Raw genomic sequence first — 15107 nt, 5'->3', positions numbered from 1 at the left:
TGCGCAGCCTGATCCGGCGAGCATGGATGACTCACCGCTGGGACGAACGCCCGAACCGCCGACCATGACCGCACCCCTTTCCGCGCCACCTCTTAGCGTCGCCGGTATGACTTCATGGCCCCGCTTCACCGACACCCGGCTCTTCGTCACCGAGGCCGTACGCGGCTTCCGTACCACCGGCGCGGTGGCACCCAGCAGCCGGCGTCTCGCCTCCGCCCTCTGTGAACCGGCCACCGAGCGTGCCGGGCAGCCGCTGGATGTGCTGGAGGTGGGAGCGGGCACGGGTCCCGTCACCCGCCTCCTGCTGCCGTTGCTCGCCCCGGGCAGTTCGCTGGACGTGATCGAGGCCAACCCGCGCTTCGCGGCCGTCCTGCGGAACGTCGTCGACGAACGGCGCCCGGACCGGGAGGGCCTCTCGACACTTCCGCGCGTCCGGCTCCACGGCCACGCGCCGATCCACGGTCGGAGCCCCCTTCAGGTCCGGGTTCACGAGACGCGTGTCGAGCTTCTCGACACGCACAAGTCCTACGACGTGATCATCTCGGGCCTGCCGTTCACCAACTTCGGTCCGGACACGGTCGCCTCCCTGATGGACCGCTACCTGGATCTGCTGCGCCCCGGCGGGTCGTTGACCTACTTCGCGTACGTCGGCACCGCCCCGGCCCGCCGGTTGGTCGCCCCCTCCGCCGAGGTGGCCCGGCACCGGGCGGTCGAGGCCGTCCTCGCCGCATACCGGCGGCGCGGGCCGGCCCAGGGGCGCACGGTGTGGGCGAACGTCCCGCCGGCCCGCGTCTGGCGTCTGGATCCGACGCCCTCGCGCACCCGCACCCCCGCTCCGCGCGGCCGACGAACCACCACGGCCCGCCCGGCCAAGGGGTGAGCGGTCAGCGCCGGGCCCGGCGCCGGGGGCACCTCGACGAGGCCCGGCGTCCCCGGTGGCAGCCCGCGGTCAGGAAACCCAGACCGACGCCCAGCATCCAGGAGTCCTTGGCCATCGGGATGCCGTTCTGGGTGGGGCGCAGACTGCCCGGCTCCCGCATACCGGGAACACGCAGATAGAGGCCGAGGAGCCCGCTGGAGAACCCGGTCAGCGCCAGTCCGGCCAGCCGCGTCGGCACGACGGGGGCGAGCAGCGCACCGCCGATCGTGACCTCCGACCAGCCGAGCATCCGGGTGAATCGCCCGGCCTCCACCTTCTCCAGGAACGGGTAGGCGACACAGGCCATGCCGTGCACGGCCCGCGCCGTCTCCTCGTCCGCCTTCAACTTGCCCAGGCCGGAGTTCAGGATGAACGCGCCGATGGCGAGGCGCGGGGCCACGTCGCGTGGTTCGAACGTCATGGTCATGGGAGCCTCCGTCGATCTGGTATTCGGCCCCTCGACGAGCTTAGCCAGGAGATGCCCGTGGCGCTTCGCAAGGCGCCCTGCCGGTGCGATGCGCATCGCACCGGCGGGGCGCCCAGCGGGATCTCCCGGTGGTACGCGGCGCACCGTCCGCGGGACCGGGCAGGATCGCCGGTCCTCAGGCCGTCCGCCGGTCGGCCCCGGTGCGGTGCCGCGCGCCCCGGGAGGCGATCACTCGGTCCGGCCGACGACCGCTGCCGCCGCGTTGCCCGTCACCGTGACCTGCTGTCCGCGGCCGGTGGCCGTGGAGCTGGTGCTCAGGCAGCTGCCGGTCGACGGGTCGGTGGCGGTGGGAAGGCCGCCCGTGTGGTCGACGCCGTCCTCGGTGCCGACCGGTTTGCCGTACGTCACGGTGACGCGCTGCCCGCAGCCGGCCGAAAGGTAGGGCTCGATGAATCCCTGATCGGCGCTCTTGAACCGGCCCGAGGCCGACGGCAGGCTGAAGCTGCCGATGTGCGCCACCGGCGTTCCTGTCGCCGTCTCGACGACGTCGCCGGACATCAGCTGCGTCGCCCCGCTCACCGCGGCCCGTTTCAGCGCCAGGGAGTACATCGTTCCCGGTGTATAGACGAAGCGGACCGCACAGCTCACTCCGGCGCCGCCGTCGGCTCCGTAGGTGCAGTGGTCATCGGCCGTCGTGGCATCGGCGTTGAAGGAACTGAAGATCGCCTGGAGCACATGGTTGCCGCTCGCGTCCACGGGCTTCGGCTGGAAACCGGCGTACGGGCGTGTGCCGCTCTCCAGGGTGGTGTAGAAGGCGAAATAGATGCCGGACGCGTCCGGAGCGGAGTCCACCGCCATCGGAAGCGTCAGCGTGGTCACGGGGGTGGGCGCGCCGGTGGTCCAGCGGAGTATCGGAGTCGAGGCCCACGACTGGCCCGTCGCACCGACGGCGAGCAGCGCGGCGGCGGCGAGGACCGTACCCGCCCGCATGAGGCGGCGCAGGGGCCTGTGGGCGGGTGCACCTGTCACGAAACTTGTAGTGCGCATGTCATCTCCTTCAATGGAACTGCTGCGACTGGCGATGTTCCGGGCGGACGCGACGGACACGGCAAGGCTGCCGGGGGCGAGGCCCGGTTCGGTGGTGCCGAGCTCCGGCAGCGCGGCCTGGTAGTGGTTGAATCCCGTCGCGGGGTCGACGGTCAGGAGGTCGGACGTCTGGCCGAGGGTGCGCTGCGCGGCCAGTGAGCAGATGCTGGCGGTGACTTCGGTCAACTGAGCGGCCCGGCAGGCGGCTTGCTGGTGGAGATGACCCAGCTCGCGGGAGAGGCCCCAGCACCGGGTGCGGGGCCCGGCCACGGCGCCCAGCCGGTCCATGTACGCGCGCGGGAAGCCGTTGCAGCCGTGCCAGGCACAGGCATCCACCCAACTGGGCACGAAGCCGACCTCGTTGACGTGATAGCGGCCCGCCTCGGGCCGGTCGAGCGGGCCCCTGCCGTCCAGACCGCCGATGCGGGCATGGCTGTCGATGACGGTGTCGAACAGCTCCATCGGCGTGGCGTGGAAGCGAGCAGTCGGGCCGGAGCGGTGAACGGCGTTCGGGCAGAACCCATCCGGAAACTCCCATGGGATCAACGGCATCGGAGTGAAGTGCGGGCCGCGCGCCAGCATGTAAGCGATTGCTATGAAGCCGCAAGAGCAGTTTCAAAGTTTCTGACTTTTACTATGGCCAAGGCATGTGATGGCGACAGTAATCGCTCACATTCAGCAGGCATGGCCGAGCGGAAGGGCGAGCACGGCCATCGAGTGCCGGCCTGCGCCCGGCGCCGACGACCGTCCGGCGGGTCGGGACGCGCACGCGGTCGTCTCGTTCGAGGAGGATCGGAGTTCGACTCCCGTCCGATGCCCCAGTGCCCGCCGGCCGGAATGACGAGCGACACCCGGTGCCGGACGAAGTGCAGACGGCTTCTGCTGCTCACGGAGCAACCTGAACCACCCGACCACCGTCTTGATCCACAACAAGGCGGTTCGCCGCACGTCACCAGCAACCTCCGACCCCCACGAACGCCCGGGTTCGACCATCGGGTAACTATGCACAAAATGTATACACGATGTTCATAGTTGCTCCGCCGTCGACCCGGCCGCGCGCGAAAGGCACCCATGCACAGCAAGGCAATGGCGCCCGAGTACCAAGGCGCTCTCACCAAGATGTCGGTGAACTCCTCTCTCACGGATGTACTGGCGGAGGGCGTACGTCACTTGAGAGAGGCCGAACTCAGCGGCTCCCAACAGGAAGTGGCGAAGTGCGGGCTCGCGGTCGCGGAGGCTCATCGCCGGCTCGGCAACATCGCGGAAGCCGATCAGGCCTGGAAGGCCAGCTACCGGGCCGCCCGCTCGGCCGGTGACCTGGGAGCGATGGCGTGGGCGCTGTGGAGCGGCGGGACACTCGCCCGGCAGCGCGGCGAACTCAGGCTCGCCTTCCGTCTGTTGGGGCTCGCCGCCGACATGGGAAAGCGCGGTGGGGATGTCGTGGCCCGCGGATACTCCCTCGCCGGCCTCGCCGAGACCGGGCGAATACAGGGCGACTACGAGACTGTCGCGGTGCTGCACGAACAACTGCTCGCCGAAGCCCGAGCCCGTGGCGAGGCACGGCACACCGTGTGGGCCCTGGAGGGAATCGCGCAGATCCACCGCAACACCGGGTCGCTCGACAGCGCCCTGGCCATGTTCGAGGAAGCGGCCGAACTGGCCGGCGACGCGGACGACCGGCGTGGCCGCGCATGGGCCCTGCGCGGCATGGCCGACATCATTTCCCTGCGGGACGACCCCGAGCGCGCTCTGGCTCTGCTCACGGAGGCGGAACTCACCTGCCGCGAGATGAAGTTGTCCAGCGCACTGGCGTACAACCACAAGATGCGCGCCAACGTCTTCTTCCGTGCCCACCGGTACGAGGAAGCACGTCAGGTGTACGAGGAGGCACTCGCGGAGTTCCGCGCGATGGCCGAACCCCGGGGTGAAGCCCTCGCCCGGCTCGGTCTCGTCAAGTCACTGGCCCGGCTCGGCCGGGACCGGAACGAGACCGCCGCCGACCTCGACGAGCTGCGCCGCACCCTCAGCCGGATCGGCCTGCTCAACGCCCGGGACATGGTGGACAAGGCGTATGCGGAACTCGGCGTGACACCGGTCGGTGCCGATTCGGACGAGGAAAGCGGGCACCGATGACCCCCTCGCCCGTAACCCACCGGGCCACGGCGCCACAGGCCCTCACCCGCTGCCGCGAACTCGTCCGCCCCGCGCTGGCCGGAGCCGTGCAGCGTCTGCACCCCTGGCACGCGGAGATGGCCGCCTTCTCCCTCGGCTGGGACGCAGCGGACGGCAGCCCCGTCCCCGGCTCACAGGGCAAGGGGGTGCGCCAGGCCCTCACACTGCTCAGCGCCGAAGCCGCCGGCGCGCCGGCGGAGGACGCCGTCGTCGGCGCGGTCGCCGTAGAGCTGATCCACGTCTTCTCCCTCCTCCACGACGACATCATGGACGGCGACGAGACCCGCAGACAGCGCGCCACCGTCTGGAAGGTGTACGGGACCGGCCCCGCGATCCTCGCAGGGGACGCGCTGTTCGCACTGGCCGTCCAGACACTGGCCGACTCGCCCGGCGCGCACGGCGCGGCCGCGGTCCGGCAACTCGCCGCGACGCTGGCCGACCTGGTGCGCGGCCAGGCCGAGGACCTGCTCTTCGAGGCCCGGCCCTGGACCGGACCCGAAGCGGTGCGACCACACGAGTACCGGTGGATGGCCGAGCACAAGACCGGCGCGCTGCTCGGGTGCGCGACGGGCCTCGGTGGACTCCTCGCCGGAGCCCCGGCCGCGACCGTCGACGCCCTCGCCGTGGCCGGCCGGCACCTCGGAGTGGCGTTCCAGGCCGTGGACGATCTCCTCGGGATCTGGGGGGACCCGGTGCTCACGGGCAAGCCGGTCCACAGCGATCTGCGCAGGCTGAAGAAGACGTACCCCGTCCTCGCGGCCCTGGCCACGGACGGCCCCGCCGCCCGGCACCTCGCCGCGCTCCTGGGTTCCGGCAGCCCGCTCGACGCCGCAACGGCCCGACGGGCGGCCGACCTCGTCGAAGAAGCCGGCGGGCGCTCGGCGACGCTGACCGAGGCCCACCGGCACCTGGACAGCGCCCGCCGCAGCCTCGACGGCGTTCCCCTGGCCCCGGCCGCGCTCGGTGAACTCCTCGCGCTGTTCCCGTTCTTCGTCGACCGCGCCATGTGACCCGCCGGGCGCCCCGACCGGGCACCACCCCGTCCCGGGCTCACGCGCCGGTGGCCGGGAACCCGTCACCCGGGTCCGGCCACCGGTATCTCCTGAACCGTCGCTGCGAACAGGGGGGTTCCCCGCCGCCCCGCGGCCTACTCCTCGATGGCTCCACCGGTCCGCCGGAGGTGCCGGCGGAAGGTGTACGACGGATCGGCTGTGCGCCGGGCCAGATAGTCGTCGAAGGAGGTCTGCTTGCGCAGCGTCTCGCCCGCCCTGATCATGAGGGCCTGTTCGCGTTCGGTCCGGCGGATCTCGTGCGCGGTGGTCAGCACCTCCTCGACACGTGGGGCCGGGACGAACAGCACTCCGTCCTCGTCACCGAAGACGACGTCCTCAGCGCTCACCAGGTGCGGGCCGAATCGCGCCGCGGTCAGGGCCTCGGGTTCCCGCTCGTCCAACCGGACGGGGCCGGAGGGGTAGTTGCCGTAGCTGAACACGGGAACGCCGATCTCCCCCAGTTCCGAGGTGTCGCGGTGCAGGCCCCACACCACCAGGGCCGCCACGCCCGCGGCCTCGGCCTCGAGCACCGCCAGGTCTCCCACACATGCCTCGTCCGACCGGCCGCCGTTGTCGATGACCAGCACGTCACCCTGCTCCGCCGCGCCGAACGCCTCCAGGAAGACGTCCACGCTGCCGTAGTGCCGCACCGGCAGCGCCCGGCCCGCGATCCGGTGCCCGGAGACGACCGCGCCGATTCCGGACGGCGCGATGCGCAGGGGCACGTCGACGCGGAGGCAGGCATCGGCCACCAGCGGTGTGGACAGGTCCTCGAAAGCCTTCAGCATGGTTCTCCCTGGCACGGTGCTGGCGTCTTCGGCCGACAGCGGGCGACGACAGCGGCTTGGAGCCGCGATGTTACTTGCGCAGCCCCGATGAGTCGACGGAGCACCGCGTCAGGCCCCGCCGCGGTGCGGTACGGGAGGGGGGCGCACTTCAGCTCGGGACCGGACCGCTTCGCCGCACCAGCGGCAGGTACACCTCGTCGACGATCTCGACGAGGACGTCGTCCGGTGCGGTGGGAACCCCACGCATGACGAACTCATTGCGCAGCAGGACGACGGCCACGGTCGCGACCCGTGGCCGGAGCGCTTCCGGAGCGACTTCCCCGCGGGCCACCGCCCGCTCCAGGACGGTCAGCCAGGGGACGGCTGCGGCGTCGCCGGACTGGTCCTGCAATTGCGCCAGAAGTTCCGATGCGCCTCCGGCCGCGGCGAGTAGTTCACGCAGGATCATGCCGAGCGGGGAGCTCCAGTGGCGGTTCGCCCGGCGCAACAGCTCCAGGACGTCATCGCGCAGATCGCCGGTGTCGGGTGGCCGAACCGTCGTGGTCAGTTGCCGGTAGGCGGCGATGCCGAGCGCGAGGCGGTTCGGCCAGCGACGGTAGATGGCGTTCTTGTTGGTGCCCGCGCGGGCGGCAACCTTGTCCATGGTCAGCCCGGCGTACCCGGATTCGGTGAGTTCATCGACCGCGGCGCGCAGAATCGCCTCCTCCAGGGCAGCTCCGCGTCGGCGCGTCCGTCCGGCGTTCTGCTGCCCCATCGCTTCCCCTGCCATGGCCCCTGCCTCACTCGGTACCGATCACACCCTCATTCTGCTTCGCGTCCTCGACCCACGAAAAATAGGGTACGTTGAGTACCGTATTTGGGTTCCGACAAGAGGGGATGCGACCCATGCGGGCCAGAGGCATCAGTTACGACACCGGCTTCGTCCGGAACGGAGTGAACTCCCGCACGTACTTCGACCCCGTGGTGGTCGAGCGCGAGTTGCGCATCATCCGCGACGACCTGCACTGCGACGCCGTCCGCATCATGGGCGGTGATCCGGAACGGGTGGAGCTCGCGGCCACGTACGCCGCGGACCTCGGTCTTGAGATCTGGTTCTCCCCCTACCCCCTCGAACTGACCACCGACGAGATGCTGTCGCTGTTCGCCGACTGCGCCGAGCGCGCGGAGCGGCTCAGGCAGCGGGGAGCCGAGGTCGTGTTCGTCACCGGCGCCGAGCTGAGCATGATGAACAAGGGGTTCCTGCCGGGCGACAGCACCGACGAGCGGGTCGCACTGCTGAGTCGGCCGGAGGGCGTGCGTGAGCACGTGGGCCGGGTCGGTCCGCGGGTCAACGACTTCCTCGGCAAGGCCGCGGCACTCGTCCGCGAGCGCTTCGGCGGCAAGGTGACCTACGCCTCCGTGCCGCTCGAACGCGTCGACTGGACGCCCTTCGACATCGTGTCCATGGATCTCTACCGGTCGGCCGAGACCGCCGACCGCTTCGCCGCAGGTGTCCGTGACCTCACTGCGACGGACAAGCCGGTCGCGATCACCGAGTTCGGCGCGGCCGGCTACCGGGGTGCGGGTGACAGGGGCGCCCTCGGTCTGGAGATCGTGGAGTACGACCCGGATGCCGGTCCGGTCCGGTTGAACGGTGAGTACGTCCGCGACGAGGCCGGCCAGGCCGCGTATCTGCGCGAGTTGCTGGAGGCGTTCGAGGACGGCGGCATCGACAGCGCCTTCGTCTTCACCTTCGCGCTGTACGACCATGTGCACCGCCCCGACGGCGACCCTCGCGAGGACCTGGACCTGGCCAGCTACGGCATCGTGAAGGTCCTGGACGGTCGCCTCGGAGACACCTACCCCGACATGCCGTGGGAGCCCAAGGCCGCGTTCGCCGCCGTCGCCGACCACTACCGGGAACGCTGAGGCGGCGAAAGCGGCCCTGTGCGGGGCGGGTTCACCGTTGGCCCGGCTCGCCGAGGCGTTGCCGGGCCGGTGGCGGACCGGGTCGGGGGCCGGCGGAGATCCCCGCCGGGCCGGCCCCGCCCCGCGTCATTCGGAGGGGAGGTCCGGGGGCCCGTAGTGGGTGGTCCAGCCGCGGCGCATCTCCCAGGTGCCACCGTCGGCGGAGGCACCCCGCAGACCGTGCACGGTCTCGGCGCCCGCGAGTTCGGCCAGCCGGGGGGTGCCGAGCGAGGCGAAACCGAAGGTGCGGGCCGGTTCCCAGTCGGTGGAACGGCGCAGACGCAGGGCGAGCCGGGCCGTTCCGAGCGACGCACCGGCCAGCACCCACGCGTCCGGAGCCTGCGCCGTCAGTCGCCGGGCGGGACGCAGCCACGAGGCGGCGGCCTCGGGCCAGTCGACGACGGCGAGGACGTCCTTGTGCAGGGCGTGCCATGCGCGGACGAACGCCTGCGCGGCGGTACGGGAGTTGGTGTCGCGTCCGTGCCCGACGGCCACGGACCTGATGTCCGGGCGCACCGCGGTCAGCAGGCCGATCAGCGCGACCAGCTCCGCTTCGGTGTGGGCATCAGGCGCCGGGCTGTCGACGACAGGGGCACGGGGTCCGGGGGGCCGGCTCGGCGCGTCGTCCTCGGTCGGGCTCATGAGGTGTCCTCGGGGTCGTTGTTCCTGTCCTGCCGTCCGCTCGCCTTCCAACGGGCGTACGCCTTCGGCAGGCACACCGCGCACGGCCGGTATCCGGCCCGGACGGCAGTGCTCTCGTCGGCGAAGAACACACGCTGGGACACGTACTGGCCGCGGGCCATGGCCCGAAGCGCGCAGGGGCAGTCCAGGCGGCCGTACAGGCGGCATCGCCGGTGTCCGCCGAACGTGCCCGGTGTGACGCTTCGGTAGGGCTCGCCGTCCGGGCCGATCAGTGTGTGGACGCGTCGGTCGTCTTCCCGGCGGGCATCGGTGCGGTCGTTCATCCGGCGTCGTGGAAGACGAGGCCGAGAGTACGGCGCCGGCCTGAGCGGACGGTGCTGACGCCGTGCCGCATGGGCGCGGCCGACCAGCCCCGTCTGGAGGCGACCGGGCGGTCCCGGGTGGTGAAGACCAGCCCGTGCCCCTGCGGGAGGAGGGTGGCCGCTCCCCGGGACTGGGCGCGGGGGCGCTGCTCGGTCATCAGGAACTCGCCACCGGTGTAGTCGGTGCCCGGTGCGTCGAGTCCGATGACGACCTGGAGCGGGAAGAGCAGGTCTCCGAAGACGTCCCGGTGCAGGGCGTTCCAGTCTCCGGCGCCGTAACGCAGCAGGATCTGGGCGGACTTGGACTGTCCGGCCTCGTGACACATGCCGAGCCACTCCTCCAGGTCGTCGGGCCACGGGGCGGGCCGTCCAAGCCTGTCGGCCCAGTCGCGAGCGATCGGCAGCAGGTGTGGGTAGAAGGCCTGGCGCAACTCCCCCACCGGCTCGGGCAGATCGTGGGTGAAGTAGCGGTACTGGCCGGAGCCGAAACGGTGGCGTCCCATGTCGACGGTGGAGCGGAAGCGTTCGTTCTCGTCGTACAGACCGGCGAGTTCGTGGCACTGCGCAGGGCTGAGAATCCGTCCGGTGAGCGCGCTTCCGTACCCGTCGACCTCTTCGGTGAGCGCCGCCCAGTCCGTGGCGTCGACCGGGTCGCTCGCCGTCCCGGCCGGATGTGTTGTGTCGATCATGAGTCTCGTTCCTCCGTGCGTGGTCGGTTAAGGAGTGGGGCTTCGGCGTCGCCACAGCCATGGCGGAAGGGGAGGCGCGGCGAGGCCAATCGGGCGGCGATCCGGTCGCCACCCCCGGCGACGCCTTCGCGGGGCCGGGGTTGTCTCTCGCACTCCAGCCCTCCGGGTGCCACGACGGGCGATGTGCCGGAGCCCGGCGGGGGTTCAGCGGGCGTCATGGAAGATGAGGCCCAAGGTCTGGCGCCGCCCGGACTCGACCGCGCCGGTGCCGTGCCGCACGGGGTGCCCGCGGTAGCCGTTCCGCCCTCGGACCGGGCGGTGGCGCACCGGAAAGATCATCCCTTGGCCCAGCTCCGGCTTGACGACCACGGCCGTGGACTGGAAGCGGGGGCGCTGCTCGACGAAGACGTTCTCCCCACCCGTGAAGTCGACGCCCGGCTGGTTGAGCATGATCGCGATCTGCAACGGGAACACGATGTCGCCGTAGATGTCCTGGTGGAGGCAGGCGTGGTCACCCTCCCCGTAGGAGAGGATCAGCGGGGTCGGACGGTGCTGGCCGTTGGCCGCGCACTCCTCGGTGAGTTCCGCGAGCGTGTCCGGGAAGGTGCGTTCGCCGAGCATCGGCGCCCATTGGTTGGCCATCCAGGCCAACGGCGGGTAGAGGCTCTCCCGCAGTACACGGACGAGTGACGGCAGCGGATGGGCGTAGTACTTGTACGTGCCGCGGCCGAAGTTGTACCGCTGCATCACCACAGTGCTGCGGAACACTCCGTCGTCGTCGAACATGCCGATGAGCTCCTCGCACTGCTCTCGGCTGAGCAGGGGCGGGGTGAGCGCAACGCCGCGCTCGTTCAGTCGGTCGTAGAGGGCGGGCCAGTCCAGGTCGCTCAACACGGGCAGGTCCCTGTCGTACGCAATGCGCGGTGCGTCGGCGGTACGGGGTGTCGTGCCGAACAGCGTCGGGGTGACGGCGGAGTGGTTCATGATGCGTTTCCCTCGGTGCTGTGTTGTCCTCGCGGCGGCCGGTCCGGCGGCAGCGCGCCCCTTCGGTGCCTGTGACCACAGGCCCGCACCCTGCCCCGGCCCGGCCGCCGCAAGCCTTCGACAATCAATCCTGGCCGTCACCGGGCGGCAGATCCGGCGCTATTCGGACATCGCGCTGAGGGCTGTCCCGTAATCCGCGGTGGATCAGCGCGCGGCGTCGGATGCGGTGCATTGCAAGACGGAGGGACGTCCGCATACTGGATGTACGTGGACGTTCCGACAACGCGGCGAGGTGCGGTAGCTGTCGTCGCGTGCCCGCCGGGGGGGTACGGGACAGCCCTTAGTGGTCGGCTCCGGAAGTCCTTCGTGGGTTGGTCATGCTGCCAGGGCGGTAGAGGATATCTCTGGGTGATCGGCGGTATGTCGGTCGAGCCTGGCCAGCAGATCGTTCCGGTCGGAGGTGGTGAACTTCCACTGGAACGGCTGTGCCGTGGCGTTGTAGCGGTCTTCGAAGTCTCGAAGCCGCTCCGCGACCTGGGCCAGGTCGGTGAAATCGTTGGGCGAGACGACCTTGCGCTGTACGACGGAGAAGTAGACCTCGACCTGGTTCAGCCAGGAAGCGTGCACCGGGGTGTGGACCAGCACCGCGTTCGGGAACGCGGTGGCGAGTCGGTTGGCTGCCTTCTTGCCGCGGTGGGAGGAGCCGTTGTCGACCACCCAGTACACGCGTTTGGCGCTGGCGTACGGCTCGCGGCTCATGACCTGGGTGACGAGGTTCATGAACGGGGCGATGCCGGTGTGTGGTTCGCAGCGGCCGAATACCTTCGCGTGGTGGACGTCGTAGGCGGCCAGGTAGGCCAGGGCTCCGCCGCGGCCGTAGGTGTGGTTGACACGCATCGCGCGGGCCTGGCCGGGGGCGAGGGTGGGGTGGCAGCGGCAGCGGGCCTGGATGGAGGTTTTCTCATCGGCGCTGATGACGTACTCGTCTTCGTCGAGCGGAACGCGGTCGAAGGTGCGGGCGTACAGGTCCAGCACGCGCTCGGCCTTGGTGCGGAACTGTGGGTCGGAAATGAAGATCCACGAACGGTGCTGCCAGCGTTTGAGTGCTTCCTGGCGCAGCCAGCGGCGCACGGTGGAGGCGGAGACGGGGCCGGTGATTCCTCGTGTGGTCAGCTCGGCGGCCAGTTCCGGACACGACCAGCGTGCCAGCGGAACGCCGGTCTCGGCCGGGAGCCGGCAGGCCAGTGCCTTGGCCTCGGCGACCTGTACGGGAGTGAATCGGGCCGGGCGCCCGGAGCGTTTGCGGTCAGCCAGAGCCGGTATGCCGCCGTTGGCGAATCGTCCGCGCCAGGTGCGGACCGTGTCCACATGCAGGTGAGTCTCAGCGGCGATCCTGGCGTTGCCCCGGCCGCGTGCTGCGAGGAGGACGACCGTGGCGCGCTGCCTGGCCTGGTGTGGGGTCTTGTGGCCGTAGGCCATCTTCTTCAGCCGGCGGCGTTCGGCAGCGGTCAGCACCACCGTCACGGCAGCGCATATGGGCATAGTGAACCGACGGCTCTCGTTCGTAGAGATGTTGAGCGGCGGGGACGGAGTCGAGGGAGGTGCGGGCGGGCGCCCCGGTCACACGCGGCGCCGGCGGATTCGTTCAACTACCATGCTGCGTACGCAGTTCACAAGGTGATGGCGATGGCGATATTCGGCTTCTTGGGCAGGTGCAGAACCTTGACGAACCAGTTGCCGATCCGGGACGTGATGTACCGCTTGCCGAGCAGGTCCTGCACGGCCATGGTGCTGTCCTGGTCGAGCAGCCGGGCGGTGCCGGGAAGGGACGCTGCGCCCGTGGAGGTCCGCCCCCGCAGATCGCAGACGGTCACGGTCACGGCGCTGTTGTTGCGGATCCGCTTGACCTTCCAGGAGCCGGCGGGCGTCACGACGAGGATCTCGCCCTGAGGACCTGCCACATGCCAGACGGGCGTCGGGACCGGGGATCCGTCCTTGCGGTAGGTGGTGAGGCTGATGTACTTGCTGCGTCGGATCTCGTCCATGACTGGCACGCTCGGTAGCCTCAATCTTTCGTGATGATCCGACCCTCTGGCCCCGGGGGCGCGTCGGACGATTTCCATGTCAATGCCGAGGATGGCGGCGTGTTCTGCGGCGCCTCCCGTGATGTGGACACTCTGACCAATGGATCTCGCAGATCCGAGAAAGGGTGTCCTGGTGGGACGTAAGTCTCCGTATACCGGTGGAGTTCAGGAATGATGCCGTCGCGCTGTACCGCACGGCGGGTGGGAAGCGCACCTATGCGGCGGCGGAGGTCGGGGGCCCGGCGAGACGCTGCGCGGTGGGGTGCGCGGACCTGTCGCGCCGCCAGCGCCGCCTGTTCGGAGGCCACGCAGGTCGCAAAGTCTTAGACCGACCGGCAAATGGGGGGTGGAAGAAGGAGCGGGGCTGGGTGCGTGCGGCTGCAAGGCGGAGGAGGGAGGCAACGCGGAGCGTTGTTGACCGACGACAACGCCGCAGATGTGCGTGTCCAGCCCCGCGGCGCCGCCCCCCATTTGCCGGTCGGTCTTAGTCCGGGTGGCGGGCCAGAGACGCGAGGATGATCTCCCGCGCGGCGTGGACCGCGGCCGTGAAGGCGGCCGGGTCCCGGCCGATGCGTTCGGCGCCGGCGCGTAGGGCACCGGACAGCAGCTCCACCGTGAGGTGCACATCGCCGACGTCGCGGAACTCCCCGCGCGCTATGCCGTCCTGGACGACGTTCTCCACTTCGACCACGATCGCGTTGAACGGGTTGTCCGGCCCCTTCGGTACCTCGGCGACCAGTGGGCCGGAGCCCGGCTGGAACATCAGCTGCATGGCCTGGTCCGAGCACGCCTTCAGGACCGCCTCGATGATCTCCCGCATCCGCTCCGAGGCCGGGTCCGAGGACCGCGCGGCGATCGCGGCCACACACTCGAGCATGGGCCGGCTCGCCCGCTGAGTCAGTGCCATAACCAGACCATGCTTGTCGCGCGCGTAGTTGTACAGCGTGTTGCGCGCGAGCCCGGCCCGAGCCGCGATATGGCCCATGTTGATCGAGTCGTAGTTGCGTTCGAGCAGCAGCTGCTGCATCGCCTCGGCGAGGTCGGACCACACCATCTCGTGGTGCTCTTCTATGCTCGCTCCCCGGATCCGCGGCATCCGATCATCCTCTCCTCGTCGCGGCTTTCCTCGCGCCCCGAGTCTGTCTCCCCGCCCTGCACGGCGGCCGTGCGGTGCGCGTGTCGTGCGCTGTATCTCAAGAAGCGCGTGGATCAACTTCGGCCTTCGCCGCTAGCCGTCCTGCCCAGCGGCCAGGGCGGCACCCGCCAGATGCGGGTTCTCCTGGTGGCTCGCGGTGAGCCTTACATGGCTGAGGCGCCAGCCGTCCGCCGTGCGGACCGCCTCGTTGTCGTAGAAGCCGACCACCAGCCAGCGGTCGGGTCCTCCGTCGGCCAGTTCCTCCGGGACCCAGTGTTCGGCGCGGACGTGCGCGTGGACGGTCGCGCGGTCGCCATCGATGTCGATCACGTGACCGGTGATGGTGTGGTGCGTTGCGATGAAAGGTGCAAAAGCGCCGCGGAGAGCCTCGACGTAGTCGCCGAGCGGCACGGTCATGGGCGGAATACCGGCGACCGACTCGAAGTCGACCGTGACCGGGTCGGCCAGGACGAGGCCGGGCAGCTCGGTGAACTCCTTCAGGTCCGCGATGTCGGCGTACCGGCCTATCAGTTCGAGGAGATCAGCGCGATCACCGAGCGTGGGCACCACGGCTCGGCCGGACGCGGCGGTCGTTCCGGAGGCCTCGGCGATATCCGCGAGCAGATGTGTCCCGGCAGGCCCGATCACCCCCGAACCCTCGACGGAGAAATGGCATGTGAGGCGAGGATCAATACCTTGGCCACAGAAGGCTCCTCCCGATGTGACCGACAGAACCCCTGAAGGGATTTCCTCACTCCATCCCCGGAAGGAACTTTCCCGCTTTCCTCCCCGCTCCCGGCACCATTCCGACTGAAACAGC

16 protein-coding genes are annotated in these 15107 nt (G+C 70.1%); 4 read left to right on the top strand and 12 right to left on the bottom strand.

The features are described from left to right. Window positions 1-106: 106 nt before the first annotated feature. Window positions 107-880 carry a class I SAM-dependent methyltransferase gene (locus tag ACIQCZ_RS38050; protein WP_402290018.1) on the top strand — a complete coding sequence of 258 codons (774 nt, stop codon included), beginning with the start codon at window positions 107-109 and terminating at the stop codon, window positions 878-880. Between the two features lie 4 nt (window positions 881-884). On the opposite strand, the gene ACIQCZ_RS38045 is transcribed toward ACIQCZ_RS38050, so the two are convergent. Both ACIQCZ_RS38045 and ACIQCZ_RS38040 read right to left on the bottom strand, forming a co-directional pair. Beyond that, on the bottom strand, window positions 885-1346 hold the full coding sequence (locus ACIQCZ_RS38045; RefSeq protein ID WP_402290015.1) for a hypothetical protein: 462 nt from the start codon (window positions 1344-1346) through the stop codon (window positions 885-887). A 228-nt stretch (window positions 1347-1574) separates the two neighbouring features. Next, window positions 1575-2894, bottom strand: coding sequence for a M60 family metallopeptidase (locus ACIQCZ_RS38040; RefSeq protein ID WP_402290014.1), 1320 nt, complete (start codon window positions 2892-2894; stop codon window positions 1575-1577). Between the two features lie 609 nt (window positions 2895-3503). Between ACIQCZ_RS38040 and ACIQCZ_RS38035 the strand changes: the two genes are divergently transcribed. Both ACIQCZ_RS38035 and ACIQCZ_RS38030 read left to right on the top strand, forming a co-directional pair. Further along, window positions 3504-4565 carry a tetratricopeptide repeat protein gene (locus tag ACIQCZ_RS38035; RefSeq protein ID WP_402290012.1) on the top strand — a complete coding sequence of 354 codons (1062 nt, stop codon included), beginning with the start codon at window positions 3504-3506 and terminating at the stop codon, window positions 4563-4565. Then, window positions 4562-5614 carry a polyprenyl synthetase family protein gene (locus tag ACIQCZ_RS38030; RefSeq protein ID WP_402290010.1) on the top strand — a complete coding sequence of 351 codons (1053 nt, stop codon included), beginning with the start codon at window positions 4562-4564 and terminating at the stop codon, window positions 5612-5614. Before ACIQCZ_RS38035 ends, ACIQCZ_RS38030 begins: the two co-directional genes overlap by 4 nt. 137 nt (window positions 5615-5751) lie before the next feature. On the opposite strand, the gene ACIQCZ_RS38025 is transcribed toward ACIQCZ_RS38030, so the two are convergent. After that, window positions 5752-6444 carry an RraA family protein gene (locus ACIQCZ_RS38025; RefSeq protein ID WP_402290008.1) on the bottom strand — a complete coding sequence of 231 codons (693 nt, stop codon included), beginning with the start codon at window positions 6442-6444 and terminating at the stop codon, window positions 5752-5754. A gap of 148 nt (window positions 6445-6592) precedes the next feature. Then, window positions 6593-7213 carry a TetR/AcrR family transcriptional regulator gene (locus tag ACIQCZ_RS38020; protein ID WP_402290007.1) on the bottom strand — a complete coding sequence of 207 codons (621 nt, stop codon included), beginning with the start codon at window positions 7211-7213 and terminating at the stop codon, window positions 6593-6595. 116 nt (window positions 7214-7329) lie between these two features. On the opposite strand from ACIQCZ_RS38020, the gene ACIQCZ_RS38015 reads away from it, so the two are divergent. Beyond that, complete coding sequence (locus tag ACIQCZ_RS38015; RefSeq protein ID WP_402290005.1) at window positions 7330-8352, top strand: hypothetical protein; 1023 nt, start codon at window positions 7330-7332, stop codon at window positions 8350-8352. 126 nt (window positions 8353-8478) lie between these two features. On the opposite strand, the gene ACIQCZ_RS38010 is transcribed toward ACIQCZ_RS38015, so the two are convergent. From ACIQCZ_RS38010 to ACIQCZ_RS37975, 8 genes are all read right to left on the bottom strand, one after another. Next, a complete protein-coding gene (locus ACIQCZ_RS38010) occupies window positions 8479-9033 on the bottom strand; it encodes a hypothetical protein (protein ID WP_402290004.1) in 555 nt (184 codons plus the stop codon). Further along, window positions 9030-9356, bottom strand: a complete 327-nt coding sequence (locus ACIQCZ_RS38005; RefSeq protein ID WP_402290002.1) for a metal-binding protein — start codon at window positions 9354-9356, stop codon at window positions 9030-9032. Before ACIQCZ_RS38005 ends, ACIQCZ_RS38010 begins: the two co-directional genes overlap by 4 nt. Beyond that, window positions 9353-10084 carry a 2OG-Fe(II) oxygenase gene (locus ACIQCZ_RS38000; RefSeq protein ID WP_402290000.1) on the bottom strand — a complete coding sequence of 244 codons (732 nt, stop codon included), beginning with the start codon at window positions 10082-10084 and terminating at the stop codon, window positions 9353-9355. Before ACIQCZ_RS38000 ends, ACIQCZ_RS38005 begins: the two co-directional genes overlap by 4 nt. A gap of 204 nt (window positions 10085-10288) precedes the next feature. Next, the gene (locus tag ACIQCZ_RS37995; RefSeq protein ID WP_402289999.1) at window positions 10289-11068 is read right to left on the bottom strand and encodes a 2OG-Fe(II) oxygenase; all 780 of its coding nucleotides are present in this window, start codon (window positions 11066-11068) and stop codon (window positions 10289-10291) included. Window positions 11069-11443: 375 nt separating this feature from the next. Next, complete coding sequence (locus ACIQCZ_RS37990) at window positions 11444-12610, bottom strand: IS630 family transposase (protein ID WP_402289997.1); 1167 nt, start codon at window positions 12608-12610, stop codon at window positions 11444-11446. A 128-nt stretch (window positions 12611-12738) separates the two neighbouring features. Then, window positions 12739-13113 carry a PPOX class F420-dependent oxidoreductase gene (locus tag ACIQCZ_RS37985; RefSeq protein ID WP_402289994.1) on the bottom strand — a complete coding sequence of 125 codons (375 nt, stop codon included), beginning with the start codon at window positions 13111-13113 and terminating at the stop codon, window positions 12739-12741. A gap of 523 nt (window positions 13114-13636) precedes the next feature. Beyond that, a complete protein-coding gene (locus tag ACIQCZ_RS37980; protein ID WP_402289992.1) occupies window positions 13637-14248 on the bottom strand; it encodes a TetR/AcrR family transcriptional regulator in 612 nt (203 codons plus the stop codon). Between the two features lie 132 nt (window positions 14249-14380). Next, window positions 14381-14935, bottom strand: a complete 555-nt coding sequence (locus tag ACIQCZ_RS37975; protein ID WP_402289990.1) for a nuclear transport factor 2 family protein — start codon at window positions 14933-14935, stop codon at window positions 14381-14383. Window positions 14936-15107 lie beyond the last annotated feature (172 nt).

The organism is Streptomyces sp. NPDC093149, from assembly GCF_044754145.1.
In the GTDB taxonomy this organism is placed as follows: domain Bacteria; phylum Actinomycetota; class Actinomycetes; order Streptomycetales; family Streptomycetaceae; genus Streptomyces.
The sequence above is the reverse complement of the archived record's forward strand: the minus strand, read 5'-3'. Positions and strand labels throughout refer to the sequence as shown.

Coding starts and splice junctions, on each gene's coding strand:
- ACIQCZ_RS37985 (WP_402289994.1), bottom strand. CDS start 13,113: ATGGACGAGATCCGACGCAGCAAGTACATCAGCCTCACCACCTACCGC.
- ACIQCZ_RS37990 (WP_402289997.1), bottom strand. CDS start 12,610: ATGCCCATATGCGCTGCCGTGACGGTGGTGCTGACCGCTGCCGAACGC.
- ACIQCZ_RS38025 (WP_402290008.1), bottom strand. CDS start 6,444: ATGCTGAAGGCTTTCGAGGACCTGTCCACACCGCTGGTGGCCGATGCC.
- ACIQCZ_RS38050 (WP_402290018.1), top strand. CDS start 107: ATGACTTCATGGCCCCGCTTCACCGACACCCGGCTCTTCGTCACCGAG.
- ACIQCZ_RS37995 (WP_402289999.1), bottom strand. CDS start 11,068: ATGAACCACTCCGCCGTCACCCCGACGCTGTTCGGCACGACACCCCGT.
- ACIQCZ_RS38030 (WP_402290010.1), top strand. CDS start 4,562: ATGACCCCCTCGCCCGTAACCCACCGGGCCACGGCGCCACAGGCCCTC.
- ACIQCZ_RS37980 (WP_402289992.1), bottom strand. CDS start 14,248: ATGCCGCGGATCCGGGGAGCGAGCATAGAAGAGCACCACGAGATGGTG.
- ACIQCZ_RS38035 (WP_402290012.1), top strand. CDS start 3,504: ATGCACAGCAAGGCAATGGCGCCCGAGTACCAAGGCGCTCTCACCAAG.
- ACIQCZ_RS38020 (WP_402290007.1), bottom strand. CDS start 7,213: ATGGCAGGGGAAGCGATGGGGCAGCAGAACGCCGGACGGACGCGCCGA.
- ACIQCZ_RS38045 (WP_402290015.1), bottom strand. CDS start 1,346: ATGACCATGACGTTCGAACCACGCGACGTGGCCCCGCGCCTCGCCATC.
- ACIQCZ_RS38040 (WP_402290014.1), bottom strand. CDS start 2,894: ATGGAGCTGTTCGACACCGTCATCGACAGCCATGCCCGCATCGGCGGT.
- ACIQCZ_RS38010 (WP_402290004.1), bottom strand. CDS start 9,033: ATGAGCCCGACCGAGGACGACGCGCCGAGCCGGCCCCCCGGACCCCGT.
- ACIQCZ_RS38015 (WP_402290005.1), top strand. CDS start 7,330: ATGCGGGCCAGAGGCATCAGTTACGACACCGGCTTCGTCCGGAACGGA.
- ACIQCZ_RS38000 (WP_402290000.1), bottom strand. CDS start 10,084: ATGATCGACACAACACATCCGGCCGGGACGGCGAGCGACCCGGTCGAC.
- ACIQCZ_RS38005 (WP_402290002.1), bottom strand. CDS start 9,356: ATGAACGACCGCACCGATGCCCGCCGGGAAGACGACCGACGCGTCCAC.